Origin of the sequence: Haemophilus parainfluenzae (genome assembly GCF_014931395.1) — a bacterium.
In the GTDB taxonomy this organism is placed as follows: Bacteria; Pseudomonadota; Gammaproteobacteria; order Enterobacterales; family Pasteurellaceae; genus Haemophilus_D.
In genome coordinates this window covers 2,086,431-2,110,699 of record NZ_CP063120.1, presented here as the reverse complement: position 1 = coordinate 2,110,699, position 24,269 = coordinate 2,086,431, and the positions used below count along the sequence as shown (strand labels likewise).

22 protein-coding genes are annotated in these 24,269 nt (G+C 38.9%); 16 read left to right on the top strand and 6 right to left on the bottom strand.

Annotation, left to right across the window (positions count from 1 at the left end):
- Positions 1-23: 23 nt before the first annotated feature.
- The 5 genes from ptsH (at position 24) to INP94_RS10410 (ending at position 7,068) form a co-directional block, all read left to right on the top strand.
- Positions 24-281, top strand: coding sequence for a phosphocarrier protein Hpr (ptsH, locus tag INP94_RS10430; RefSeq protein WP_005695633.1), 258 nt, complete (start codon positions 24-26; stop codon positions 279-281).
- 78 nt (positions 282-359) lie between these two features.
- The gene (gene ptsI, locus INP94_RS10425) at positions 360-2,087 is read left to right on the top strand and encodes a phosphoenolpyruvate-protein phosphotransferase PtsI (protein WP_197543590.1); all 1,728 of its coding nucleotides are present in this window, start codon (positions 360-362) and stop codon (positions 2,085-2,087) included.
- Positions 2,088-2,146: 59 nt separating this feature from the next.
- Positions 2,147-2,647 carry a PTS glucose transporter subunit IIA gene (gene crr, locus INP94_RS10420; RefSeq protein WP_049374055.1) on the top strand — a complete coding sequence of 167 codons (501 nt, stop codon included), beginning with the start codon at positions 2,147-2,149 and terminating at the stop codon, positions 2,645-2,647.
- A 73-nt stretch (positions 2,648-2,720) separates the two neighbouring features.
- Positions 2,721-3,920 carry a mannose-6-phosphate isomerase, class I gene (gene manA / locus INP94_RS10415; protein ID WP_197543589.1) on the top strand — a complete coding sequence of 400 codons (1,200 nt, stop codon included), beginning with the start codon at positions 2,721-2,723 and terminating at the stop codon, positions 3,918-3,920.
- Between the two features lie 121 nt (positions 3,921-4,041).
- Positions 4,042-7,068: a glycoside hydrolase family 2 TIM barrel-domain containing protein gene (locus INP94_RS10410; protein ID WP_197543588.1), complete on the top strand. Its 3,027-nt coding sequence runs from the start codon at positions 4,042-4,044 to the stop codon at positions 7,066-7,068.
- A gap of 49 nt (positions 7,069-7,117) precedes the next feature.
- Here the strand turns inward: INP94_RS10410 and INP94_RS10405 are convergent, their stop codons facing one another.
- A complete protein-coding gene (locus tag INP94_RS10405; protein WP_005695639.1) occupies positions 7,118-7,381 on the bottom strand; it encodes a GrxA family glutaredoxin in 264 nt (87 codons plus the stop codon).
- Positions 7,382-7,511: 130 nt separating this feature from the next.
- Here INP94_RS10405 and INP94_RS10400 point away from each other — a divergent pair, with 130 nt between their 5' ends.
- Complete coding sequence (locus tag INP94_RS10400; RefSeq protein ID WP_197543587.1) at positions 7,512-8,411, top strand: RimK family alpha-L-glutamate ligase; 900 nt, start codon at positions 7,512-7,514, stop codon at positions 8,409-8,411.
- A gap of 37 nt (positions 8,412-8,448) precedes the next feature.
- Here INP94_RS10400 and INP94_RS10395 read toward each other — a convergent pair whose 3' ends face one another.
- Complete coding sequence (locus tag INP94_RS10395) at positions 8,449-9,051, bottom strand: chalcone isomerase family protein (RefSeq protein WP_197543586.1); 603 nt, start codon at positions 9,049-9,051, stop codon at positions 8,449-8,451.
- A 111-nt stretch (positions 9,052-9,162) separates the two neighbouring features.
- The gene (fumC, locus tag INP94_RS10390; protein ID WP_197543585.1) at positions 9,163-10,557 is read right to left on the bottom strand and encodes a class II fumarate hydratase; all 1,395 of its coding nucleotides are present in this window, start codon (positions 10,555-10,557) and stop codon (positions 9,163-9,165) included.
- Positions 10,558-10,795: 238 nt separating this feature from the next.
- Between fumC and INP94_RS10385 the strand changes: the two genes are divergently transcribed.
- From INP94_RS10385 to INP94_RS10350, 8 genes are all read left to right on the top strand, one after another.
- A complete protein-coding gene (locus INP94_RS10385; protein WP_005695644.1) occupies positions 10,796-11,227 on the top strand; it encodes a DNA polymerase III subunit chi in 432 nt (143 codons plus the stop codon).
- A 32-nt stretch (positions 11,228-11,259) separates the two neighbouring features.
- Positions 11,260-11,853, top strand: coding sequence for a hypothetical protein (locus INP94_RS10380; RefSeq protein WP_197543584.1), 594 nt, complete (start codon positions 11,260-11,262; stop codon positions 11,851-11,853).
- A gap of 75 nt (positions 11,854-11,928) precedes the next feature.
- On the top strand, positions 11,929-12,237 hold the full coding sequence (yqfB, locus tag INP94_RS10375) for a N(4)-acetylcytidine aminohydrolase (protein ID WP_197543583.1): 309 nt from the start codon (positions 11,929-11,931) through the stop codon (positions 12,235-12,237).
- Between the two features lie 24 nt (positions 12,238-12,261).
- The gene (locus INP94_RS10370; RefSeq protein WP_197543582.1) at positions 12,262-12,567 is read left to right on the top strand and encodes a hypothetical protein; all 306 of its coding nucleotides are present in this window, start codon (positions 12,262-12,264) and stop codon (positions 12,565-12,567) included.
- Complete coding sequence (locus INP94_RS10365; RefSeq protein ID WP_197543581.1) at positions 12,564-12,890, top strand: YceK/YidQ family lipoprotein; 327 nt, start codon at positions 12,564-12,566, stop codon at positions 12,888-12,890. The genes INP94_RS10370 and INP94_RS10365 overlap by 4 nt, the downstream gene beginning before the upstream one ends.
- An 85-nt stretch (positions 12,891-12,975) precedes the next feature.
- A complete protein-coding gene (gene valS, locus INP94_RS10360; RefSeq protein ID WP_197543580.1) occupies positions 12,976-15,840 on the top strand; it encodes a valine--tRNA ligase in 2,865 nt (954 codons plus the stop codon).
- A gap of 313 nt (positions 15,841-16,153) precedes the next feature.
- Positions 16,154-17,230 (top strand): porin, encoded by a 1,077-nt coding sequence (locus INP94_RS10355; protein WP_197543579.1) that lies wholly within the window; start codon positions 16,154-16,156, stop codon positions 17,228-17,230.
- 101 nt (positions 17,231-17,331) lie between these two features.
- Positions 17,332-17,538: a hypothetical protein gene (locus INP94_RS10350; RefSeq protein WP_197543578.1), complete on the top strand. Its 207-nt coding sequence runs from the start codon at positions 17,332-17,334 to the stop codon at positions 17,536-17,538.
- 72 nt (positions 17,539-17,610) lie between these two features.
- Here INP94_RS10350 and hemH read toward each other — a convergent pair whose 3' ends face one another.
- Genes hemH through ydiJ form a run of 3 tightly spaced genes read right to left on the bottom strand, consistent with a single transcriptional unit; the run spans position 17,611 to position 22,082 of the window.
- Entirely contained in the window at positions 17,611-18,579 is a 969-nt protein-coding gene (gene hemH, locus INP94_RS10345; RefSeq protein WP_197543577.1) for a ferrochelatase, read from the bottom strand.
- Positions 18,576-18,992: a hotdog fold thioesterase gene (locus tag INP94_RS10340; protein WP_197543576.1), complete on the bottom strand. Its 417-nt coding sequence runs from the start codon at positions 18,990-18,992 to the stop codon at positions 18,576-18,578. Before INP94_RS10340 ends, hemH begins: the two co-directional genes overlap by 4 nt.
- A 15-nt stretch (positions 18,993-19,007) precedes the next feature.
- Entirely contained in the window at positions 19,008-22,082 is a 3,075-nt protein-coding gene (gene ydiJ / locus INP94_RS10335; RefSeq protein WP_197543575.1) for a D-2-hydroxyglutarate dehydrogenase YdiJ, read from the bottom strand.
- Between the two features lie 399 nt (positions 22,083-22,481).
- Here ydiJ and ompA point away from each other — a divergent pair, with 399 nt between their 5' ends.
- A complete protein-coding gene (ompA, locus tag INP94_RS10330; protein WP_197543574.1) occupies positions 22,482-23,582 on the top strand; it encodes a porin OmpA in 1,101 nt (366 codons plus the stop codon).
- Between the two features lie 102 nt (positions 23,583-23,684).
- Positions 23,685-24,266: a LemA family protein gene (locus INP94_RS10325; RefSeq protein WP_070868113.1), complete on the top strand. Its 582-nt coding sequence runs from the start codon at positions 23,685-23,687 to the stop codon at positions 24,264-24,266.
- The last annotated feature ends 3 nt before the right edge of the window (positions 24,267-24,269 follow it).

The window sequence follows — 24,269 nt, the reverse complement described above, 5'->3', positions numbered from 1 at the left end:
TATTATTAAATAGAGGTAACATTATGTTCTCAAAAGATGTAGAAATTACAGCCCCTAATGGTTTACACACCCGTCCAGCGGCGCAATTTGTTAAAGAAGCTAAAGCGTTTGCTTCTGATGTAACAGTCACTTCTGGTGGAAAAAGTGCAAGTGCGAAAAGCTTATTTAAGCTACAAACCTTAGGTTTGACGCAAGGAACTGTAATCACCATCTCGGCTGAAGGTGAAGACGAACAACAAGCCGTTGAACATTTAGTAGCATTAATTCCTACTTTAGAATAATTGACGATAGCCACAGGATTCCTATTCTGTGGCTATTGTTTATTTAGCCTTTAATAAATTATTTCGGAATGTAAAATTATGATTACAGGTATCCCAGCATCGCCAGGTATCGTTTTTGGTAAAGCTTTAGTATTAAAAGAAGAAAAAATTGTTCTTGATACGCAAAAAATTTCAGAAGATCAAGTTGAGGCAGAAGTAGCCCGTTTTTATGCGGGCCGTGAAGCTGCTGTTGAGCAACTTAATTCTATTCATCAACGTGCATTAAAATCCTTAGGTGAAGAAAAAGCGGCCATCTTTGAAGGCCATTTAATGATCCTTGAAGATGAAGAGTTAGAAGAGGAAATTATTGATTATCTTCGTTCAAACAAAGTGAATGCGAGTGTGGCAGCAAGTAAAATCATCGATCAACAAGTTGAAATGTTGTCTGAAATTGATGATGAATACTTAAAAGAACGTGCGGGTGATATTCGCGATATCGGTAATCGTTTAATCAAAAATATTTTAGGCATGCATATTGTGGATCTTGGTGATATTACTGAAGAATCCATCCTTGTGGCTTACGATTTAACTCCATCAGAAACTGCTCAATTAAACTTAGAAAAAGTATTAGGTTTTATCACTGATATTGGTGGTAGAACATCTCACACTTCAATTATGGCTCGTTCACTTGAATTGCCGGCCATTGTAGGGACGAATGATGTCACAGCTCGAGTGAATACAGGTGATTATCTTATTTTAGATGCCGTGAACAACCGTGTTTACGTGAATCCGACTCAAGCTGAAATTGATGAATTAAAAACACTAGAAGCAAAACTTGCTGAAGAAAAAGCAGAATTAGCGAAATTAAAAGATTTGCCTGCAGTTACCCTTGACGGTCATAAAGTGGAAGTGGTTGCAAATATTGGTACGATTCGTGATTGCGAAGGCGCACACCGTAATGGTGCAGAAGGGGTGGGTTTATACCGTACTGAATTCCTCTTTATGGATCGTGATCAATTGCCAAGCGAAGAAGAGCAGTTCATTGCTTATAAAGAAGTGGTTGAAGCAATGGAAGGTCGCCTAGTGGTATTACGTACCATGGATATCGGTGGAGACAAAGAGCTTCCATATTTAAATTTACCAAAAGAAATGAATCCATTCTTAGGATGGCGTGCGGTACGTATTGCCCTTGATCGTCGTGAGATTTTACACGCACAATTAAGAGCCGTATTACGTGCTTCTGCGTTTGGTAAACTTGCCGTGATGTTCCCGATGATTATTTCGGTAGAAGAAATTCGCGAATTAAAATCTGTGCTTGAAACCTTAAAAGCAGAATTACGTGCAGAAGGTAAAGCTTTTGATGAAAACATCCAAGTGGGTGTCATGGTTGAAACCCCATCTGCAGCAGTCAATGCAAAATTCTTAGCGAAAGAAGTGGATTTCTTCAGTATTGGTACAAACGATTTAACCCAATATACCTTAGCTGTTGACCGTGGTAACGAATTAATTTCTCACTTATACAATCCAATGTCACCTTCAGTGCTAGGCTTGATTAAACAAGTGATTGATGCCTCTCATGCAGAAGGCAAGTGGACTGGTATGTGTGGTGAGTTAGCCGGTGATGAACGAGCAACCTTATTGTTACTCGGTATGGGCTTAGATGAATTTAGTATGAGTGCAATTTCTGTGCCACGTATTAAAAAATTAATTCGTCATGTGAATTATCAAGAGGTGAAAGCCTTAGCTGATGAAGCATTACAAAAACCAACCGCTGCTGAAATTGAGCAATTAATTCAAGCTTTTTTAGCAGAAAAATCGTTAAACTAGATACAAAAACAGAGTTTTACGTTAAAATACTAGCCATCTTTAATAGATAGGAGATTAAAATGGGCTTATTTGACAAATTATTTGGTTCAAAAGAAAACAAAACAGTGGAAGTCGAAATTTATGCGCCACTTTCTGGTGAGATTGTGAACATCGAAGATGTACCAGATGTTGTTTTCTCTGAAAAAATCGTAGGTGATGGTATCGCGATTCGCCCAACAGGTAACAAAATTGTTGCGCCTGTTGATGGTGTAATTGGTAAAATTTTTGAAACCAACCATGCGTTTTCAATGGAATCAAAAGAGGGTGTTGAATTATTCGTTCACTTCGGTATTGATACCGTTGAATTGAAAGGTGAAGGATTCACTCGCATCGCACACGAAGGTCAAAGCGTAAAACGCGGCGACACAGTAATCGAATTTGATTTAGCAACATTAGAATCAAAAGCAAAATCAGTTTTAACACCAGTGGTTATCTCTAACATGGATGAAATTTCATCTATCGAGAAAAAATCGGGTGAAGTGATTGCTGGAGAATCGGTTGTTTTAAGTTTAACAAAATAAGATTTATAGACTAAAAGATCCGCTTTAAATAAGCGGATTTTTTTATCCTTATTCTTTTTTAAAGAAGGTAAAGATGATTTATCGATTAACTGGCCAAGTACAGCATTATGCATGGGGCGGAAAAAACTATATTGCATCATTGATTGGATTACATTCAGCGAAAGATCAACCTTGTGCAGAGTGGTGGTTAGGTGCTCATCCATCAGCACCTTCTGAAATTGAGGATGTAACAGGTAAGCAATCCCTTATTGAATTTTTATTGCAAAATCCGACCGCACTTGGGCAAGCAAGTCGTCAGCAATTTGGCGATGAACTCCCTTATTTGTTAAAGATTTTAGATGTTGAAAAGCCGTTATCGATTCAATTGCATCCGACTAAGTCTCAAGCTGAAAAGGGCTTTGAGGCTGAAAATGCAAAAGGCGTGGCATTAACAGACAGCACTCGGACTTATAAAGATAGAAATCACAAACCAGAAATGATGATTGCTTTATCTGATTTCTGGCTTTTACATGGTTTTAAAACAAAATCTCAAATTCTTGCCACATTAAATGCGCGCCCCTCTTTGCAACCTTTGGCTGAAAAACTAAGCACACAAAGCCTTGCTGAATTTTATGCGGATGTGATGTTAGCGGATCAATCAACGCTCGCAAATTGGCTATTGCCCATTATTGAAGCCAACCAACAGCCTTATAAAAATAGCGAGTTAGCGCTAGATAACCCTGATTATTGGGTGCTTTATACGATGGAAGCCATGGCGATTTCGCCTGAAAAATTAGATGCAGGCTTGGTGTGTTTTTATCTCTTTAATATCGTGCATTTAAAAGAAGGAGAGGGAATTTTCCAAGATGCAGGCATTCCTCATGCTTACCTTCGCGGACAAAACGTGGAGTTAATGGCCTGTTCTGATAATGTGATTCGTGGTGGATTAACACCAAAATATGTCGATATTGTCGAATTATTAAAAATTGTGGATTGTCGCGAAGTAACACCTAAAATTATCTCAGCCGCGCCTCAAAATCAGTCAGAATTTACTTATAAAACGCCAGTAAACGATTTTGCTTTAGCTCAAATTCGTGTCGAATCCGAAAAGCATACTAAAGTAAATCTTCAAAGTGCGGGTATTTTGTTGGTGATGCAAGGTGAGCTGAAAATACAAGAAAAATCAACTGCACTTACCTTGAAACAAGGTGAGTCAGCATTCATTACAGCGAATTCTAATGTTGAGATAATGAGTGAAAAAGGCGGTTATGCCTTCTTAGCAAAATTGCCATAAAAATTAATGTGATAAGTATCACGATTTGTGAACTTATTGGTAGATTAGTCGAAGATTTTAGGTATAGTGGGCGTCATTCTGGCGCCCTTTTTTATGTGTCTAAATTGCATTAGGAGTTTTTATGCCGTTGCCTCGTTATTTTGAAGATCCGCAAACCTTGCACGTGAATACCACACCACATCATGCTTATTTTATTCCTTTTTCTTCAACAGAAAGTGCGGTCAAAAAGACACGAGAATTTTCCCATTACTTTACCTTACTAAATAGTGAATGGGATTTTGCTTATTTTGAAAGCTATACTCACTTGCCTCAAGATTTTCTTCATTTTTCATTTACAGATAAAATCCCTGTTCCTTCCAATTGGCAAAATCATGGTTACGATAATCATCAATATACTAATGTAAATTATCCTTTCCCTTTTGATCCGCCTTATGTGCCCATTGAAAATCCTTGCGGTTTGTATCACCGCGTTTTTAATGTTGAAATCAATCCAGAAAAACGATATCTCTTAAATTTTGAAGGGGTAGATAGCTGCTTATTTGTGTATGTGAATCAACAGTTTGTGGGCTACAGCCAAATTAGTCATTGCACTAGCGAATTTGATATCACTGATTTTTTACAACAAGGGGAAAATCACTTACATGTTTTAGTATTGAAATGGTGTGATGGTAGTTATTTGGAAGACCAAGACAAATTCCGAATGTCCGGTATTTTCCGAGATGTTTATCTGTTAGCGCGAGAAAGAAATTACTTACAAGATTTCTTTATTCAAATGCAATTGAATAAAGACCTTACCAAGGCTCAATTACATGTGGCCTGTCAGTTTGTAGAATGCGAACAATCCATTTCTTGGCAATTATTTGATCCTCAAGGCGAATTGATAATTGAACAAAAAGGGCATGCATTTCATGCTGAAATTGAAAATGCACAATTATGGCATGCGGAGAACCCTCGTTTATACACGTTGATTTTGCAATATGGATCAGAAGTAATTTGCCAAAAGGTTGGTTTGCGTCATATCGAAGTAAAGAATGGTGTAATGTTATTTAACGGACAAGTGATAAAGTTTAAAGGCGTTAATCGTCACGATAGCGATCCTAACACTGGTTATGTCATTAGTCGCGAACAAGCGTTGCAAGATTTACGCTTAATGAAACAGCATAATTTTAATGCCATTCGCACAGCGCATTATCCTAATGCACCTTGGTTTACTGAATTGTGTGATGAATATGGTTTTTATGTGATTGCGGAAAGTGATATTGAATCACACGGCACGAATGCAGTCTATGTAGAGTCGCCAGAAACAAGCATTTTATTAGGGGTAAAAACAGAGATTGATCATGACGCAATTCGTCAAAAAACAATCGACAATTATTGTTATATGGCTCGAAGCTCCGAATTTAATCAAGCCATTTTAGACCGCACTTATGCCAATGTTGAGCGAGATAAAAATCGTCCTTCTGTTGTGATTTGGTCATTGGGAAATGAAAGTGGTTACGGTGAGAACTTTGAGCAAGCTGCCGCTTGGGTGAAACAGCGCGATCCAAGTCGCTTAGTGCATTATGAAAATGCGATCTTTCAACATTCAGCGCATCAAAATGACACATCCAATTTAGATTTTCATAGCGAAATGTACACCAGTACGGAAGAATTGGATGCTTATTTTGCCGATGCCAAAAATCAAAAGCCGTATCTTTTCTGTGAATATTTGCATGCGATGGGGAATTCTTGCGGAGATACGGAAGATTATTTTAAAGTCATGGAACGACATGCAGGCGCTTGTGGTGGCTTTGTGTGGGAGTGGTGCAATCATTCGCCTTATTTGCCAAACTCAAGCAAGATGGGCTATGGCGGGGATTTTAATGACAAACCGAATGACGGTAATTTTTGTGCCGATGGATTAGTGACGGCTGACCGTCAAATTCAAAGCAATTTGTTGGAATACAAAAATGTGTATCGTCCACTTCGTGCTACCTTAAAAAATGGTCATGTTGAACTCAAAAATTATTTGGATTTTACGGATGCGGCAGAGGCCATTTCGATTCATTATCAAATCACCGAAGATTTTGCTGTTATACAAGAAGGCCAAATAGATGGTTTAAACATTGCACCAAAATCAACTTCACTTTTGCCTTTAACATTGCCGGCAAGTAACGGTTCATTACAAACATTGACATTGACCTATTATCAAAAAATAGAAGCTGGTTTAATTCCTCAAGGGCATTGTTTAGGATTTGATCAGATTATTTTGTCGGAGCAACCACATTTATTCGCTAATGAGCCTAAATCAAATCTCCAACCGATTTCTGTTTCAAAACATACTAATTTAATTTCAGTTAAAGTGGCAGATATTGAATATCAGTTTGATCAATATAAAGGCACTATTCATCAAATTCGCAAAGCGGTCGAGTCTTGGCTGAATCAACCAACAGACTTTAATATTTGGCGAGCGCCTTTAGATAATGATAGTTTAATTAAAGCACATTGGCTTGCTGCAGGTTACGATCGTGCGACGAGTCGAGCCTATGATTATCGCTTAACCAAGCAGGAAAGTGCGGTTGAAATTACCTTTAAATTAGGATTGGTTGCCGTATCAAAAGCGCGAATTTTGACATTGAATGTAGAGTATCGTATTGAACAAAATGGGTTGCTTCAGATTAATATTCATGCTGAAAAACAACCGCACTTGCCATTCTTACCACGTTTTGGCTTGCGTTTCTTCCTTAATCAAGGATTTAATCAAGTGGAGTATGTGGGCTATGGCCCAACGGAAAGTTATCTAGATAAACATCACGCCACGGCTTTCGGTCGTTATAAGACAACGCGAGAAAGTAATCATGTGCCTTATTTAAAACCACAAGAAAATGGCAGTCATTATGGTTGTCGTGAAGTGAAGGTGGCGAATTCGGCTGATTGCTTTACCGTGCAAAGTCATACGCCTTTTAGCATGAATGTTTCTCCTTATTCTCAAGAAGAATTGGGCAGTAAAAAGCACCAATATGATTTGGAAAAAAGTGGCAGTACGATCTTGTGTGTGGATTACAAAATGAGTGGGGTTGGCTCCAATTCTTGTGGACCTGCGTTAAAAGAACAATATCGTTTAAGTGAAACGGAATGGGATTGGTCGATTTTGTTGCAAATTAAATAATAAAAAAGTGCGGTTGAAATTAACCGCACTTTTATATTTTTAGCAATAATTAAGCAACAACGTTAAATTGTTCTTTCATTAATGCTTCGAAATCAGTGCAACCACCGATTGGTTTTTCATCGATAAAGATTTGTGGCACAGTCTCCACTTCTTTACCGACAGATTTTGATAAATCTGCTTTAGAAATGCCTTCAGCGATAATATCTACATAGCGATAATCAAAATCCGCTACTTCACCTTTTAATTTTTCAGCAAGGTTTTTTGCACGTACACAATAAGGGCAGCCTGGACGACCAAAAATAACTACGAACATAAAATTTTCCTTTTATTTAAACAAAATTCCTAATGATTTTACTCTATTTCCACAAAAGCAGAAATCATTTTTCAGGATTATTGTGATTGGTGTAATATATCAACTCCTCTTTTCCTAAGGATATAACTGAATGAAATTATTGATGCTTTGCCGTGAGCCTCGCCTTTATAGCTGCCAGCGTTTAAAAGAAGCAGCAGAAAGTTGCGGGCATCAAATGGATATTTTGGATCCGAATCGTTGCATTTTAAAACTCGACAAAAATCAACCGCACTTTTCTTTGTATTATCAACAAAATGCAGAAAGTGAGCCTTATTTATTGCCTGATTATGATGCGGTGTTACCACGCTTTGGGACGACAAGCACCCAAATGGGCTGTTCGGTATTACGTCATTTCCAAGGGAAGAGTGTCTATTGCCTTAATAAAGAACAGGCATTTTTAGCTGCTCGCGATAAATGGCGCAGTTTGCAGATGTTATTGGAGCAAGGCATTGCGGTTCCAACTTCAGTCTTATCGGGTTGTGAAGTTGCGCCGAAACAAGCGATTAAGCAAACAACCGCCCCAATGATTATTAAAACCTTAAAAGGATCACAGGGTATTGGCGTGATCTTGGCCGAACGTACACAAAGTGCGGTCAGTATTTTAGAAACATTAAAAGATGCGAATGTCCCTGTTTTGTTACAAGATTTTGTAGAAGAAGCAAAAGGGACAGATATTCGCTGTTTTGTGATCGGTGATAAAGTCGTCGCCACAATGCAGCGTATTGGACAAGACGGCGAGTTTCGTGCGAATTTTCACCGTGGTGGCACAGCAGAAAAAGTTAAGCTCAATGAAGACGAAAAAGCTATCGCCATTCGTGCGACTAAAGCTTTAGGGCTTGCGGTAGCAGGTGTTGATTTGATTTGTTCAAAAGAAGGTTTGTTGGTGCTTGAAGTAAATGCCAGTCCAGGATTAGAAATGATTGAGAAAACCAGTGGCATTGATATTGCATTGCAGATGATCTTGTTTTTAGAACAGCAAGTGAAACAATAAAAGAAAAGGGCGAACCATATTATGTTCGCCCTTGTTTTTATCCTTTTGTGTCTTGTTTAAAATCGTAATTTGGTGGTAGTTCCGGCATCGTATTTTCTTCATCAAAAGGCTCGCTCGCCGGTTGATGTTGAAATTCTTTGCTATCGTGAGCCGGTTTTTCTTTACCTAATAATTGCGGTTGTAATTTGATAAAACTACTTTTATCTGAAAGCCACACATCAATAAACGCTTGTGTAAATTTTTGATCGAATTCGTGATCTAACACGGTGTCATTTAACACAAAATAGCCTCTATCCGCTAAGGCAACAAAATTTAAGATGTCGTTTGGTGAAAAATCAGGGAAGATTTCCTGCATTTTTTTGAGCCATGCGGTGGTGTCATCTTTACTTAAATTTTGTGATTCCATTTCTTTGGTTAAAGCAATGGCGAAGTTTTTTCCTTCTACTGGTTTTTCATATTTAATCGAAAACATTAACGGACGTTCATTTTTTTCATAGGAACCCGTTTCAGAATATAAGCCGACAGTATAAACATGGAATGGCCCCCATGTATATTCAGCATTGCCGACCGGTTGCCATTGGGCAAAAAGTGCGGTAGAAAATAAGGCTGAAATGGCAACAATAATAAATTTCAGTTTCATAGTTTTTTTTCATGTCAAAAATATTGCCGTGATTATAACAAAAAAGCCCTTTAAAAAAACAAATAAAAAGGCAGGATATACCTGCCTTTGACACCAAATTATTGGGTGAGTTTATTTTAAGCTACCCACCATATCTTCTGGACGAACCCATTTGTCGAAATCTTCGGCTGAAACTAAGCCTAAGTTAATCGCTTCTTCACGTAGGGTTGTACCGTTTTTGTGTGCAGTTTTCGCAATTTTCGCTGCATTTTCGTAACCGATATGGGTATTAAGTGCGGTTACTAACATCAATGAATTTTCCAATTGTTGTTTAATGCGTGGGTAGTTTGGTTGAATACCGATTGCACAGTGTTCATCAAATGATACGCAAGCATCACCCAATAATTGTGCAGATTGTAAGAAATTCGCCACCATGACAGGATTAAATACGTTTAATTGGAAGTGACCTTGTGAGCCAACGAAAGAGATAGTGGTATCGTTACCGAATACTTGTGCACATACCATGGTTAATGCTTCACATTGAGTTGGGTTTACTTTACCCGGCATGATTGAAGAGCCTGGTTCATTTTCAGGAATTAAAATTTCACCGATACCAGAACGAGGACCAGACGCTAATAAACGAATGTCGTTTGCAATTTTGAATAAGCTCATCGCTAATTGTTTAATTGCACCGTGAGTTTCCACAATCGCATCGTGTGCGGCTAACGCTTCAAATTTGTTTTCTGCAGTCACAAATGGTAAGCCAGTGAATTTTGCAATGTAATCTGCTACTTTCACATCATAGCCTTTTGGTGTGTTCAAACCAGTACCCACAGCAGTACCACCAAGTGCTAATTGACTTAAGTGTGGAAGGGTATTTCTTAGTGCACGTAAACCAAAATCTAATTGTGCGGCATAAGCAGAGAACTCTTGGCCTAATGTTAATGGGGTGGCATCCATTAAGTGAGTACGACCAATTTTTACTACATCTTTAAATTCTGCTGATTTTTTAGCGAAAGTTTTTTGTAAACGTTCTACACAAGGAATAGTGTGTTCAACCACTTTTTTGTATGCCGCAATGTGCATTGCAGTTGGGAAAGTATCATTTGAAGATTGGGATTTGTTCACATCATCATTTGGATGGATGAATGATTTTTCACCTAATTTACCACCATGTAAAACGTGAGCACGGTTTGCCACCACTTCGTTCACGTTCATGTTTGATTGTGTACCTGAACCGGTTTGCCAAATGACTAATGGGAATTGGTCGTCTAATTTTCCTGCCAGGATTTCATCACAGGCGGTTGCGATTAAATCACGTTTCTCAGCAGGTAATACACCTAAATCACAGTTTGCGAAAGCAGCGGCTTTTTTCAAATAACCGAAAGCTTCAATAATTTCGTGCGGCATAGAGGCAGCCGGACCAATTTTGAAGTTGTTGCGAGAACGTTCGGTTTGTGCTGCCCAGTATTTATCTGCAGGAACTTGAACTTCGCCCATAGTGTCTTTTTCAATACGAAATGCCATGTGATACTCCTATCATCGAAAATAAAAATAAATCTTGAAAATTCTAACACCTACGAGTTATGAATGGAATGTAACATAAAGGTTAAAAGTTAGTTTTGTGATGTAGATCATAAAAGTGCGGTAAAAAATTTCCGTGTTTTTTCTATTTACGTTAATCGCCTTGTTGATGATTTATTTTTTGCTGCTTTTTTGATAAAATCCGCCAGTTTACAAAACGATAAATGGAGAAGTCGCAATCATGGCAAAAAACGCACAATTTTATCTCTTAAATCCAGAAAAGAAGATAACAGTTGAGCAACTTGCCTGTGATCTTGCCGCTCAAGCGTGGCGTTTAGGCAAGCGAGTTTTAATCGCGTGCGAAACAGAAGAGCAAGCATTTTTAATTGATGAAGCATTATGGCAACGGGATCCAAATGAGTTTGTTCCTCATAATCTTTCAGGCGAAGCAACACAATATGCACCGCCAATTGAGATTAGTTGGAAAGGCAAACGCAATGCCCAACGCCGAGACTTGCTGATCAATTTACAAATGGAAGTGCCGGATTTTAGCCACAGCTTCACACAATTAATTGATTTTGTACCGGTAGAAGAAACGCAAAAAGCTCAAGCGCGTGAACGTTATAAGGTCCTTCGCTCGCAAGGTTGGACGCTTTCTACTGAAAATACTTAATATTTTTTAACTTTAAAACCTAGGAAATTAACATGAATTTAAACGCTAAAGTGGCTTTAAGCCTGATTCTTGGCGCAAGCACCTTATTATCTGCTTGTGACAATAAAGAAAACACATCAACCCAAGTTGAGAAAGCAGTAAGAATACCTGCACCAACAGAAAAAGCAGAAAGTGCGGTTGAAAAATCAAAAGAATTAGTGGCTGAAACTAAATCAGCCGAAAAAGTCGCTGAGAAAACAGAAAGCACAGAAGTTAAAGCAGATGCTAACAAAGACGCTAAAAAAGCAGATGTAAAACCTGACGCAGTGAAAGCCGAAGTTAAAAAAGAGGCGAAAGCGGATGATGCGGCAGAAAAAGTATCTGAGAAAAAGGAAACGGTTGTAGCACAACAAGCGGCAACGGCTCAGAAACCTCGCGTAATTCCTGCTGAAAAAACATCGAAAGAAAGTGCTAAATATAAACAGAAAGAAGCGGTATTGAATGTGTTAGAAAAACAATATAAACAAGTTCGTTGTTCTGCCGATGCGAAAAACGTAAGCGGTGATAGTTTCTGCCGTCAAGAAGAACGCCGTTTATTCTTAGAAATTCAACGTATTAAAGATGAATTAAGAGGGATTGAGGCATAATCTCATTCTTACCAATATGAGGGCATGATCAAATCGCCCTCAAAATAAAAAATAGATTTTTTGTGACCGCACTTTATGAACGATATTACCTTTTATCAACGCTTTGAAGCCGATATTCTCGCAGGGCGTAAAACCATCACCATTCGAGATAAATCCGAAAGCCATTTTAAAGCAGGTGATATTTTGCGTGTTGGTCGATTTGAGGATAATCAATATTTCTGCACGATTGAAGTGTTAGGTGTATCACCGATTACTCTTGATGAACTAACGGAACAGCATGCAGCTCAGGAAAATATGAGTTTGGTTGAATTGCGAGAAGTGATTAAAACAATTTATCCCAATGAAAGTGAGTTTTGGGTGATTGAGTTTGGCCTAATTAAGTAACCAAAATATCCGAGAGTGTTTCTTATGATTATTGTATTGTCCGCCATATTAGCATTTATTTCTTTTCCTTTTTTAATGAGTTTTGCTTGTATGGATGCTGGCATGGGGCCTGGCGGTCTAGGTTGTCTTGGTGTGGGAATAGGTTATACCGTTGTTGCGTTTATTGTTTTTGTTATTTTGGGTGTAATGCTGAATTCACGTTTTAAAAATAAAGTGAAACAAGAGAATGATGACAAGCCTTTTGATTTAAGCCAAATTAAAGAAGATAAATATCACGATATTATTCGTTACTATACGGAATCTGATGAAGAACATAAGGCTCGAAAATGAAAAAAATCGTTTTTATATTATTAAGTATGTTTCTCTATGGATGTGGCACCTTAACGACATTGAAAGATCCTTGTCCTTATATTGGAACTCGATACGACTACAATATGGTAGCTGGTAATTTTTATGATGGTGTTGGCTTTAAGCATATGACCAGACCATTATATTTTATCGATTGGCCTTTATCTGTTGTGGCTGATACAGCATTGTTACCGATCAATATTTCTCGTTACTATCTATCAGATGATGAAGCAAGAAAATCGTGTGGGCAATATGGTGACCCAAATAATAAACATCCTTGGATAAAAGATAAAAAAGAAAATTAATTATTTGTTGGGTGCGTATATTACGTGCCAAGTATTTAATATAACGGTGTGTTTATACTCACCCTACTAAGCAAGAGAAAAATAAATGACACAAAAATTCGAAATGGCAGACCGTTTTAATCCGTCTGCGGTAGAGCAAGCCCTTTATCAACATTGGGAAGAGGGTGGTTATTTTAAACCGTCTGAAAATGAAAATGCGCCGAGCTATTGCATAGCGATTCCGCCGCCGAACGTAACCGGTTCCCTACACATGGGGCATGCTTTCCAACAAACCTTAATGGATACCTTAATCCGTTTTAACCGTATGGAAGGGCATAATACATTATGGCAAGCGGGGACAGACCACGCGGGTATTGCAACCCAAATGGTGGTGGAACGTAAAATTGCCGCAGAAGAAGGCAAAACTCGCCACGATTATGGTCGTGAAGCATTCATCAACAAAATTTGGGATTGGAAAGCCTATTCAGGTGGCACAATCAGCCAACAAATGCGTCGTTTAGGAAACTCTATCGACTGGGAGCGTGAACGTTTCACGATGGACGATGGCTTATCGAATGCGGTAAAAGAAGTGTTTGTGCGCTTGCACGAAGAAGGGTTGATTTATCGTGGCAAACGCTTGGTAAACTGGGATCCAAAACTTCACACCGCAATTTCTGATTTAGAAGTAGAAAACAAAGAGAGCAAAGGTTCCCTTTGGCATTTCCGTTATCCGTTAGCCAACGGTGCGAAAACGGCAGATGGTAAAGATTATTTGGTGGTGGCAACCACACGTCCGGAAACCATGTTAGGCGATACGGCGGTGGCGGTACATCCAGAAGATGAGCGTTATCAATCTTTAATCGGTAAAACAGTGGTTCTGCCATTGGCAAACCGTGAAATTCCAATCATTGCTGATGAATATGTCGATCGTGAATTCGGTACTGGTGTGGTAAAAATTACTCCTGCGCATGACTTCAACGACTACGAAGTGGGTAAACGTCACAGCTTGCCGATGGTTAACGTATTAACCTTAAATGCAGATATTCGTGATGAAGCGGAAATTATCGGAACTGATGGTAAACCACTTGCAGGCTATGAAGCAACTATTCCTGCGGATTACCGTGGTTTAGAGCGTTTCGCTGCACGTAAGAAAATCGTGGCAGATTTTGAAGCGCTTGGTTTATTAGACGAAATCAAACCACACGATCTCAAAGTGCCTTATGGCGACCGTGGCGGCGTGCCGATTGAGCCGATGTTAACCGACCAATGGTATGTGAGCGTGAAACCGCTTGCTGATGTAGCGATTAAAGCGGTGGAAGACGGCGAAATCCAATTCGTGCCAAAACAATATGAAAACCTTTACTTCTCTTGGATGCGTGATATTCAAGATTGGTGTATTTCTCGCCAACTTTGGTGGGGACACCGTATTCCAGCGTGGTATGACGCAGAGGGCAACGTTTATGTCGCGCGTAACGAAGAAGAAGTGCGGTCAAAATATAACTTAGATTCTGCGGTTGAACTTAAACAAGATGAAGATGTGTTAGACACGTGGTTCTCATCAGGCTTATGGACGTTCTCTACCTTAGGTTGGCCAGAGCAAACTAAAGAGCTCAAAATGTTCCACCCAACGGATGTGTTAATCACGGGCTTTGACATCATCTTCTTCTGGGTTGCGCGTATGATTATGTTTACGATGCACTTTGTGAAAGACGAAAACGGCAAACCACAAGTACCATTCAAAACGGTGTATGTAACGGGCTTAATCCGTGATGAGCAAGGTCAAAAAATGTCGAAATCAAAAGGTAACGTACTTGATCCAATCGATATGATTGACGGTATCAGCCTTGACGACTTACTTGAAAAACGTACTGGCAATATGATGCAGCCGCAATTAGCAGAGAAAATTGCTAAAGCGACTCGCAAAGAATTTGCGGAAGGTATTGCTGCTCACGGTACAGATGCATTACGATTCACGTTAGCTGCGTTGGCTTCAAACGGCCGTGATATCAACTGGGATATGAAACGTTTAGAAGGCTATCGCAATTTCTGTAACAAATTGTGGAATGCAAGCCGTTTCGTATTAACGAATGACAAATTAGATTTAAGCGAAGGCGAGATCGAATTCTCATTAGCGGATCGTTGGATTCAATCGGAATTCAATCGCACAGTCGAAACTTTCCGTAATTCATTAAGCCAATATCGTTTTGACCTGTGTGCCAATGCGATTTATGAATTTACCTGGAACCAATTCTGCGACTGGTATTTAGAATTAACTAAACCAGTATTTGCCAACGGCAACGCCGCACAAATCCGTGCGGCAAGCCAAACCTTGGTTCACGTGTTAGAAAAATTATTACGTTTAGCACACCCGCTTATTCCATTTATTACCGAAGAAATTTGGCAAAAAGTGAAAGGATTTGTGGGCATTACAGCTGACAGCATTATGTTACAACCTTTCCCACAAGTGGAAGAGAACGGCTTTGATCCAGAAGCAGAAGCTGAAATTGAGTGGTTAAAAGAAGTGATCGTTGCGGTACGTAATATCCGTGCAGAAAGCAACATTGCACCAAGTAAAGGCTTAGATCTGTTATTCCGTAATTTAAGCGCAGAAAACGCAAAAATTCTCGAAAAACAGACCGCTCTTTTAAAAGCTATGGCGAAGTTAGACAACGTTCAAGTGTTAGCCGCAAACGAAACAGCTCCACTTGCGGTAGCGAAACTCGTCGGCAATGCGGAATTACTCGTGCCAATGGCTGGCTTTATCAATAAAGAAGCCGAGCTTGCCCGTTTAACCAAAGAGATTGAAAAATATCAAAACGAAGTTAAACGTATCGAAAACAAACTCAGCAACGAAGCTTTCGTGGCTAAAGCGCCTGAAGCGGTGATTGCGAAAGAACGCGAAAAACAAGCGGAATACCAATCTGGATTAGAAAAAATCCAAGAGCAGTATAAAGCGATTGAAGCGTTGTAGTTTTTAAATAAAGAAAGCGGTCAGATTTAAAATCTGGCCGCTTTTTTCTTTGCAATATGCCGAAATTCTGTACAGCGTTTTATCTTATCTTTGTGAGAATAATGTTAAACATTTGATTGTTTAGTTCAAAAAACAATCTTTTTTACTCAAAAAATGTGATCTTGATCTGATTTTATGAATTTGATGGATATAGCCCCATTGACAGGCTAGGTTTATTTTGTAATATTTGCGACGTCTATTTCGGAGATTGAACTTTTTATGAAAAATTGCTTCAATCAAAAATCATAGGTAACAACCAAAAGGAATAACAATTATGAAAAAGACACTAGCAGCATTAATCGTTACTGCATTTGCCGCTTCAGCAGCAAACGCAGCAGTTGTTTATGACAATGAAGGTACAAAAGTTGAATTAAAAGGTTCTCTTCGTCTTGTATTAGAGAAAACTAATAAAGGTGGTGACGCAGCACACAATAAACATACCCATTCTGGTTTAAGAAATGATGGTTCTCGTGTTGCTGTTAAAGTTACACATGATTTAGCTGATGGTTTCTACGCCTTAGGTAATTTAGAAGTTCGCTTTGATGGTAAACAAGGTGGTACAGTTCGTGATGATGGCTTTGGTAACGTAAATACTAAACGTGCTTATGTTGGTTTCGGTAAAAAAGAGTTAGGCGAATTAACATTTGGTCGTCAGTTAACAATTGCTGATAATTTAAGTACATCTAAAGATTATACTTATGGTATTGTAGAGAAAGGTGACTATATCCCAACAGATGGTAATTCTGTAGTAGCATATAACTATAAAGGTGTTGAGCATCTACAATTAGGAGCAAACTACATCTTTGCTGATAATCGTGGTATTACCAAAAATGCTAAAGGAAAAGCACTTGATAATGAAGTTCTTCCAGGTACAGTAGAAAACGGTTATCAAGTAGGTGCTGTATATGAAGATGGTTTCATCGCTAAATTTGGTTATGGACGTACTAACTATAAAGTGACAGGTAGCCAAAAACATCATCAAGATGGCTTCTTGCTCAGCTTAGGTTATGATTTCAATGGTGTTACTGGTTATGTTGATGGTGGCTATGCTCGTATTAAAGAATCAGGCGAGAGAACAAATAAATTCTTTGTAGCTCCAGGCTTTATTGCTCCTGTATCTGAAGCTGCTAGCATTTATGGTAACTACAAATATGAACATGCAAAAACAGGTGATGAAAAAACTAAATTACATGGTTTCTTGTTAGGTGTTGATTATAAACTTCATAAACAAGTTGTAACTTTCATTGAAGGTAAATATACCGTGTCTAAAGACTACGATGCTAATGGTTATGTAAATAACTCTAAAGTTAAAGACAAAGCTATCGGTGTAGGTATGCGTGTATTCTTCTAATCTTTGATTAGAAAAAATTTGAAAAGGCGAATCGAAAGGTTCGCCTTTTTGTTTATTTTTTAAATCTCCCCAACCCCTCTTTACAAAAGAGGGGCTTTTTTATGATGTTTCTTTTAGTGATTTTATTGGGAATGTTTTTGAGAGGGATTAAGAACGGAAAGCATTTATTGGCATTAAAATACCCCCTCTTTTGTAAAGAGGGGGGAGGGGGAGATTTAACTACTGCAACTTATTTAAAATTAATTTCCCTCATCCCATTTTGCAAAAGAGGATTTTTTAATTTTATTAGAAATATCTTTAAGGGATAGTTAAGAACGGAGAGCATTCATTTGCTATTAAGCGCCCCCTCTTTCGCAAAGAGGGGGCTAGGGGGAGATTCACTATTTCAACTTCAAAACCAATTTCCCCATCATTTCAATATGTGCTTTTTCAGCATTCAAGGCAGGGATATAGTGATAAGACACACCACCATGATTTAAGAATGTTTCTTTATTTTCAACCTCGATTTCTTCTAAGGTTTCTAAGCAATCTACCGAAAAACCTGGGCAAATTACCGCTATTTTTTGAATGCCCTGAGAAGCCGCTTCTTCTAAAAAGTGATCGGTATAAGGTTGTAACCATTCTTCACGACCAAAGCGAGATTGGAAGGTCATATTCCATTGGTTTTCGGTTAAACCCAATTTATCCACAATGGCAATCGTGGTTTGTTTACAATGCTGACGATAATAATCGCCCATGTTTTCATAACGCAATGGAATGCCATGATAAGAGAAAAGCAAAAACTCATCAGGTTTTAACCGCACTTTAATCGAATCCACCAAAGCATTAATGTAGTTTTCATCAAGATGATAAGAATGAATAAACTCAAAAGGCACAATATTACGTTCTTGCGCGATGGCACGATTGAAGGCATCGATTAATGCACCCGTTGTGGTGCTGGAATATTGTGGATAAAGCGGCAACACAATCATGTGCTCCACCTCATTTTTAAGTAAATTTTTGACCGCATTTTGCATTGAAGGATTGCCATAAGTCATGGCAATTTCGACGTGTGCATTGATGCCTTGTTCATTTAAATAAGCTTGTAAACCCGCTTGTTGTTGCTTTGTAATGGAAAGCAGGGGAGAACCTTGTTCTGTCCAAATAGCTTGATAATTTTGAGCAATGCGTTTAGAACGCATTGGTAAAATAATGGCTTTTAAAAGGGGATACCATTTCCAACGAGGCAAATCGACCACGCGGGGATCCATTAAAAAATCTGCTAGATAACGGGAGATCGCCGCGGGTTGAGGGGCATCAGGCGTACCAAGGTTCGATAAAATGATGCCAATTTTTTGAGTTGTAGTCATAAATGTTTGATATAAAGCGTTAATCGAGAAACGCAGCAAAGTTTATCTTGTTCATCGCGAATGTCAATTTGCCAAACATGGGTATTTTGACTTAAAGCAATTGGTGTTGCTTTTGCGGTAACAAAACCTTGTCTCACTGGTCGAAGATGATTGGCATTGATGTCTAATCCCAAGGCAACTTGACCTTCTTCTATGCTGAGAAATCCCGCCAGCGAGCCAATGGTTTCAGCCAATGCGACAGATACGCCACCATGTAATAAACCGAAAGGTTGAGTGGTGCGATGATCAACAGGCATTTTTGCCTCAATCCAGTTTTCACCATAAGCTGAGATCTCAATGCCTAAATGCCCAACAGCACAATGTTTCCCCATTTCATTAAGCTGCTCAAGGGTAAAGTGTTTTTTCCAAATCATATATTCTTCCTAGGTCTAATTTAAAATCTCAAGCAATGCTTGAACAGGGTGCTTCAAGATGGCTTTTTCATATCGTTTCACTTGGCTTCGGCAGGAATAGCCGGTTGCGAGACAATGATTCGGATCTTTACCTTGTAATTTTTTACCCCATGATACGTCATAAATGTCTTTTGACATGGTTTGATTTTGAACCTCATGACCAAATACGCCCGCCATACCACAACAGCCGACTTTCTCAACGTTCAAGGTTTGTCCAAATTGCGCAAAAATATACTGCCATTCTTTTGGGCTGTTTGGCATAAAGGTGGATTCAGTACAATGAGGGAATAAATGCCACTCAAAAGTGCGGTCAGATTTTGCAATATTTTTCACCGCACTTTGTAATGTGCTACTTTCTAACTGATTGGTCAGCCATTCATGTGCGGTGAGTACATGGAAATCACCGCGAGAATCACCTAAGGCCTCTTTATATTCATCTCGATAAGAAAGCACAATGGCGGAATCAACACCGACTAAAGGTACATTTAATTTGGCGACGCGATTTAAAAATTCTGCTTGTGTTTTTGCGGTTTTACTAAAGCGAGCTAAAAAACCTTTAATATGCATGGCTTTGCCATTCGGTTTAAAAGGCAGAAGGATTGGTGAGAACCCTAATTTTTGTGTGAGAGCGACAAAGTCTCGTACCACTTTAGCATCGTAATAAGAGGTATAAGGATCTTGTACGATAAAGAGCATATTGGCTTTTTCTGTTGCACTGAGACCTTCCAACTCTTCTAGTTTTTTGCCTTGGTAGCCAATTTCCACTAATTGTTGTTGAAGGTTTGGCTCAGAAAGGAGAGGCAAATCAGTCATGCCAAGCGTTTTTTCAACCAAGCTTTGAGTGACTTTCAGCTTGGTGAAATAATTGAATAATGCCGGTTTTTTCGCCATATAAGGTGCAGCAACTTCTAAATTTGCCACAATATGATCTTTGACTGGGCGCAAATAACGACTGTGGTAGAAATGGAAAAATTTCGCACGGAAACTTGGTACATCAATTTTAATCGGGCATTGGCTTGCGCAGGCTTTACAAGCCAGACAAGTATCCATTGCCGCTTTTACTTCATGTGAGAAGTCATATTCACCACGCCATTTCTGCACGCTATTGCGAAAACGTTCCACAAGTGCGGTCAGTTTCACTTGTGTTTTATGAAAATCTAATTGATCAGGCGATACGTTTTCATTCGCCATCAATCGCAGCCACTCACGCACCATAGCGGCTCGTCCTTTTGGCGAGAATACGCGATTTTTACTCACTTTCATGGAAGGACACATAATGCTGTGCTCATCAAAGTTAAAGCAAAGTCCGTTACCGTTACAATTCATCGCACCTTTGAATTCATCTCGCATCTGAATCGGGATTTGGCGATCATTATCCGCACGCATCGGCGAGAGAATCGAATAGAGTTCCGCATCGCTATTAAGTGGCGTACAGATTTTGCCTGGATTCAGACGATTATTTGGGTCAAATAAAAATTTCACATAACGCAATTCTTGCCAAAGTTCGGGAGTAAAGAATTTCTCGCCATAATGAGAACGTACACCTTTACCGTGTTCCCCCCATAGTAAACCGCCGTATTTCACGGTGAGTTCAGCCACTTCATCTGAAATTTGTTTAAAGAGTTTGACTTGTTCTTTATCGCATAAGTCTAAAGCGGGGCGAACATGCAATACACCGGCATCCACATGGCCAAACATCCCATATTGCAGATTATGACTATCTAATAAGGCTCTAAATTCCGCAATGTAATCCGCGAGATGTTCTGGTGGCACACAGGTATCTTCCACAAAAGGAATCGGTTTGGCCGCACCTTTTGCATTACCTAATAGCCCCACCGCTTTTTTACGCATGGCGTAAATACGTTCAATAGAAGGCAAGTCAGAACAAAGTTGATAGCCGATAATATGATCTTTGCCTTGTGCAATTTTTTCATCTAATTGCTGACAAAGTGCGGTCACTTGGCTGTCGATTTTAGCTTGATTGTTGCCCGCATATTCAACAATGTTTAAACCAAGAATTGGATTTTGTTCTTCTTCTGTTAAAAGTTCTTTCACTGAATGCCAAATAATATCTTGCTTAGCAAGGTTCAGCACTTTGGAATCGACGGTTTCAACTGAAAGGGCATTGGCTTTCACCATAAAAGGCGCATTGCGAAGTGCGGCATCAAATGAGCTATACTTCACATTAATTAAGGTACGATATTTCGGAATCGGCAATAAATTGAGTTTAGCTTCGCAGATAAATGCAAGTGAACCTTCTGACCCCGTTAAAATTCGGGTGAGATTAAATTCACTTTCATCGTTATTAAAGACATTCTTAAGATCGTAACCGGTGAGAAAGCGATTGAGTTGTGGTAAATCTTGAATGATTGAGGCGCGCTTTTCTTTACAACGTTGGAAAATCGTTTGATGTAGTGTTTTTCCATTTTCTGCTAGTGGATAGTTTTCTAAAACATCGTCGGATTTGACCGCACTTGTATCTAATATTTCACCATTCATCAAAACAGAACGTAATGCTAAAACGTGATCAGAGGTTTTTCCGTATTGCAGTGAGCCCTGACCAGATGCATCGGTATTAATCATGCCACCGAGGGTTGCTCGATTACTGGTGGAGAGTTCTGGCGCAAAGAATAAACCGTGAGGTTTTAAAAATTGGTTTAGTTGGTCTTTTACTACACCTGCTTGAACGCGAACCCAACGTTTTTCTATATTAAGCTCTAAAATGCCTGTCATGTGGCGAGAGAGATCGACAATAATGTTGTTATTAATAGATTGTCCATTGGTACCCGTGCCACCACCGCGAGGTGTAAAGGTTAGATGAAGGTATTTCTCTTGATTAGCTAATTTGGTAATGCGTACCACATCGGCAACAGATTTAGGGAACAAAATAGCCTGAGGAAGTTGTTGATAGACGCTGTTATCTGTCGCAAGACTTAAACGGTCAGCATAATTTGAGGCAATATCACCTTCAAAATGCTGTTTTTGGAGTTCGCTAAGATAATCACTTACCACGTTATTAAGTTGTGGCACATTAGAAAGACGGGGCAACATAAAATCACTTACCTATATAAAGAGAAGAAAGTGAATTTGATGATATATGAAGCTCAAAAAAAAGTCGATTTCAACAAAAGATATTTTTTGTTAGAATAGAAATCGGGTTAAAAATTAACCCGATTTTTGTGAACAAACGTTCATTTTAGGGGTTGTTTGTCTATAAAGTAACCAAAAAGGGCAAAAAAAGTTTGATCTTTGGTGTTTTTATAGGATAATAACCATACTTTTGAACGTTCCTTTGGCTATGGCAAAGGAATTGAATTTGTCAAAAGGATAAGTTAGGGCAAATTCAAAACCCTAGTTAAGCAACGTTTAGAGTGTTTCTTTTTTATAAAGTTCACAATAAACAAGGAAACTTTTCTTATTAATAACGATGACTAAATAGAGGACATCAAAATGAAAAAAACTGCAATCGCATTAGTCGTTGCTGGTTTAGCAGCAGCTTCAGTAGCTCAAGCAGCTCCACAAGCAAACACCTTCTATGCAGGTGCTAAAGCTGGTCAAGCGTCTTTCCACGATGGTATCAAAGCTAACACTGATGTTACTAATCCACGTAGCTTAGGTTTCGGTACTGGTTACAATCGTAACTCTGTTACTTACGGTGTGTTTGGTGGTTACCAAATTTTAAACCAAGATAACTTTGGTTTAGCAGTGGAATTAGGTTACGATGATTTTGGTCGTGCTAAATTCAAACACAATGGTATTACTCGTTTCAAACATACTAACCATGGTGCACACTTAAGCGTTAAAGGTAGCTATGATTTAGGTGGTTTAACTTCTGCTTTAGAAGGTTTAGACTTCTACGGTCGTGCAGGCGCAGCATTAGTTCGTTCTGACTATAAAGTGTACAATGCAAAAGGTGCACGCGTTCACGGTGCTGGTGAGCACAGCTTACGTGTATCTCCAGTATTCGCAGCTGGTTTTGAATACGCATTACCATCTTTACCAGAGTTAGCATTACGTCTTGAATATCAATGGTTAGCTCGCGTAGGTAAATTACGTACTGGCGCTACTGAGAACAGCTCTGTAGATTACAACCCATGGATCGGTTCTATCAACGCTGGTTTATCTTACCGTTTCGGTCAAGGTGCTGCTCCAGTTGTTGCACCTGAAGTTGTAAGCAAAACTTTCAACTTAAGCTCTGATGTAACTTTCGCTTTCGGTAAAGCTAACTTAAAACCACAAGCTAAAGCAACTTTAGACGGTATCTACGGTGAAATCGCTCAAATCAACAACGCTAACGTAGCTGTTGCTGGTTATACAGACCGTATCGGTAAAGATGCACCAAACGTGAAATTATCACAACGTCGTGCAGACTCTGTAGCTAACTACTTAGTAGCTAAAGGTGTTCCAGCTCAAAGCATCTCTGCAGTTGGTCACGGTAAAGCTAACCCAGTTACAGGTTCTACTTGTGACGCGGTTAAAGGTCGTAAAGCGCTTATCGCTTGTTTAGCACCAGACCGTCGTGTAGAAATCGCAGTTAACGGTACTAAATAATTTTATTTAGTTATCCATTAACGGATTAGCATTAGAAGACCTAAACTTCGGTTTAGGTCTTTTCTTATATAAATTAAACTTACAAATTAAAGGAATTTTTGAATGAAAAAGTGGATTATCTTGATTATTATCGCCGTTGCTGCAGGTTTAGGCTTAATGTCTAGCTACAATGGCTTAGTTAAAGCAGAAACTGAAATTGATTCTGTTTGGGCGAATGTTGAATCATCTTATCAACGTCGTGCTGATTTAATTCCAAACTTAGTGAATACTGTAAAAGGTCAAGCTAATTTTGAACAACAAACATTAACCAATGTAATCGAAGCGCGTGCAAAAGCGACACAAACTAAAATTGATCCGTCTAATTTAACGGAAGAACAATTAAACGAATTCCAACAAAACCAAAATCAAGTAGGCTCAGCATTATCTCGTTTACTTGTAACTGTAGAACAATACCCACAATTAAAAGCGAACGAAGGCTTTATGAACTTACAAGCGCAACTTGAAGGTACAGAAAACCGTATCAATGTCGCTCGTAATAAATTTAATGAAGCAGCACGTATTTATAATGAAAAAGTACGTCAATTCCCAACTAAATTAGCTGCAATGATTTTTGGTTTTAAAGCTAAACCTTACTTTAAATCAGCTACTGGCGCAGAAAACGCACCAACTGTAAACTTTAACTAAGGT

Bases quoted from the DNA above. Each gene is read 5' to 3' on its own strand.
- ptsH (WP_005695633.1), top strand. From the start codon at position 24: ATGTTCTCAAAAGATGTAGAAATTACAGCCCCTAATGGTTTACACACC.
- ptsI (WP_197543590.1), top strand. From the start codon at position 360: ATGATTACAGGTATCCCAGCATCGCCAGGTATCGTTTTTGGTAAAGCT.
- crr (WP_049374055.1), top strand. From the start codon at position 2,147: ATGGGCTTATTTGACAAATTATTTGGTTCAAAAGAAAACAAAACAGTG.
- manA (WP_197543589.1), top strand. From the start codon at position 2,721: ATGATTTATCGATTAACTGGCCAAGTACAGCATTATGCATGGGGCGGA.
- INP94_RS10410 (WP_197543588.1), top strand. From the start codon at position 4,042: ATGCCGTTGCCTCGTTATTTTGAAGATCCGCAAACCTTGCACGTGAAT.
- INP94_RS10405 (WP_005695639.1), bottom strand. From the start codon at position 7,381: ATGTTCGTAGTTATTTTTGGTCGTCCAGGCTGCCCTTATTGTGTACGT.
- INP94_RS10400 (WP_197543587.1), top strand. From the start codon at position 7,512: ATGAAATTATTGATGCTTTGCCGTGAGCCTCGCCTTTATAGCTGCCAG.
- INP94_RS10395 (WP_197543586.1), bottom strand. From the start codon at position 9,051: ATGAAACTGAAATTTATTATTGTTGCCATTTCAGCCTTATTTTCTACC.
- fumC (WP_197543585.1), bottom strand. From the start codon at position 10,557: ATGGCATTTCGTATTGAAAAAGACACTATGGGCGAAGTTCAAGTTCCT.
- INP94_RS10385 (WP_005695644.1), top strand. From the start codon at position 10,796: ATGGCAAAAAACGCACAATTTTATCTCTTAAATCCAGAAAAGAAGATA.
- INP94_RS10380 (WP_197543584.1), top strand. From the start codon at position 11,260: ATGAATTTAAACGCTAAAGTGGCTTTAAGCCTGATTCTTGGCGCAAGC.
- yqfB (WP_197543583.1), top strand. From the start codon at position 11,929: ATGAACGATATTACCTTTTATCAACGCTTTGAAGCCGATATTCTCGCA.
- INP94_RS10370 (WP_197543582.1), top strand. From the start codon at position 12,262: ATGATTATTGTATTGTCCGCCATATTAGCATTTATTTCTTTTCCTTTT.
- INP94_RS10365 (WP_197543581.1), top strand. From the start codon at position 12,564: ATGAAAAAAATCGTTTTTATATTATTAAGTATGTTTCTCTATGGATGT.
- valS (WP_197543580.1), top strand. From the start codon at position 12,976: ATGACACAAAAATTCGAAATGGCAGACCGTTTTAATCCGTCTGCGGTA.
- INP94_RS10355 (WP_197543579.1), top strand. From the start codon at position 16,154: ATGAAAAAGACACTAGCAGCATTAATCGTTACTGCATTTGCCGCTTCA.
- INP94_RS10350 (WP_197543578.1), top strand. From the start codon at position 17,332: ATGATGTTTCTTTTAGTGATTTTATTGGGAATGTTTTTGAGAGGGATT.
- hemH (WP_197543577.1), bottom strand. From the start codon at position 18,579: ATGACTACAACTCAAAAAATTGGCATCATTTTATCGAACCTTGGTACG.
- INP94_RS10340 (WP_197543576.1), bottom strand. From the start codon at position 18,992: ATGATTTGGAAAAAACACTTTACCCTTGAGCAGCTTAATGAAATGGGG.
- ydiJ (WP_197543575.1), bottom strand. From the start codon at position 22,082: ATGTTGCCCCGTCTTTCTAATGTGCCACAACTTAATAACGTGGTAAGT.
- ompA (WP_197543574.1), top strand. From the start codon at position 22,482: ATGAAAAAAACTGCAATCGCATTAGTCGTTGCTGGTTTAGCAGCAGCT.
- INP94_RS10325 (WP_070868113.1), top strand. From the start codon at position 23,685: ATGAAAAAGTGGATTATCTTGATTATTATCGCCGTTGCTGCAGGTTTA.